A 1,091-nucleotide genomic window follows, 5' to 3' on the forward strand; every position below is an offset into this window, starting at 1 on the left:
CGATCTCCGCACAAGGAATGTCGTCGCCGTTCAGACTGCGATGCGTGTGGAAAATCGCCGCTACGAAAACGACTTCTGCAGAGCTTCCTTAACAGCCCCTTCACGGGCTTTTTGAAACCGCTTCTAAGCGCTGCCCGCACCGGAGGTCGAATATCTGGCGAACAGGCAAGGCGTCTACGCCGTAGGAACTCGGTGTGAAATTATTCGACGGCGAAAGCGGAAGTGCCGGAACTCGCTGGCGTAAAGCATGTATTCGTCAAAGCGTCGGCAGAAGTGAACAACCGCACTGAAAACAGTCATCTGCCCCCCCGGCGCGGGCGCCAGGTTTCCGCGATTCACGCGTCGAAGTCTCTGCAATCTGCCAACAGGCCTCACTCGAAACCTTCCTTAAGATTCCACAGATTGTTCACGGCCGTCGGATAACATCGAAGCTACAATCCAACGCGGACTGCGCAGTGCATTCATAGTAGCTAGGACCGTAAGGATCATGTTTCTGACGCCACGTGCTTACGTCCACCGATAAGTCCGGTTCTGGACGCCTCGGCAAGAATTCTAAATCTGCGTAGTCGCCGTCACCAAGCTCGTATGAGCAGCTCACTGCCGCTCGCGATCCACTATCCATCGCTGGATCGAATTTGGCAGAGCTAAATTTAGTGATGCCACCGTCATCGTCCAGCCCAATGCCCAACCATGTACCCTCACCATCGCTAGTCATTGCCATGTACGTGTCCCCATTTTTTTCGATTGCGGTGACACTCGGGCAGCTTTCGGCCGTGTCAGCCAACACATGACACGATGCGCCAAGCGCGAGCGTAAAAACAAAAATACCTTTCTTCATCGGTTAAATCCTTCATATTGCACAACGGTCTGCTAATCTAAGGAAGGTCTGCACAACTCGTTTTCAGAGAGTTGGCCGTTTGCCACTTGCGTCGTATCAGCCATAAGAGTCTGCTGGCAGGTTGGTCGTCTAGCAGGCTGTTGAAATACCTCCCGCGCACGTCATCCGCGCGGGAGGGGTAAACGTTGAAACAAAGAACCGGACAACACTGAGACTGAAGCGATGCGCGGAGCGGACGGCTATACCGAGTCGA

The 1,091-nt window shown here is 53.9% G+C and carries 1 protein-coding gene and 1 pseudogene; one reads left to right on the forward strand and one right to left on the reverse strand.

From position 1 onward, the window contains the following. Nucleotides 1-198: 198 nt before the first annotated feature. Nucleotides 199-315: pseudogene (locus tag ACLFKU_RS43535) on the forward strand (IS6 family transposase); the annotation flags it as partial. A 91-nt stretch (nucleotides 316-406) separates the two neighbouring features. Here ACLFKU_RS43535 and ACLFKU_RS43540 read toward each other — a convergent pair. After that, entirely contained in the window at nucleotides 407-838 is a 432-nt protein-coding gene (locus ACLFKU_RS43540) for a DUF3757 domain-containing protein (protein ID WP_410853369.1), read from the reverse strand. Between the last annotated feature and the right edge of the window lie 253 nt (nucleotides 839-1,091).

Origin of the sequence: Paraburkholderia sp. EG304, assembly GCF_046543485.1 — a bacterium.
Classification (GTDB): domain Bacteria; phylum Pseudomonadota; class Gammaproteobacteria; order Burkholderiales; family Burkholderiaceae; genus Paraburkholderia; species Paraburkholderia youngii.

Bases quoted from the DNA above. Each gene is read 5' to 3' on its own strand.
- ACLFKU_RS43540 (WP_410853369.1), bottom strand. From the start codon at position 838: ATGAAGAAAGGTATTTTTGTTTTTACGCTCGCGCTTGGCGCATCGTGT.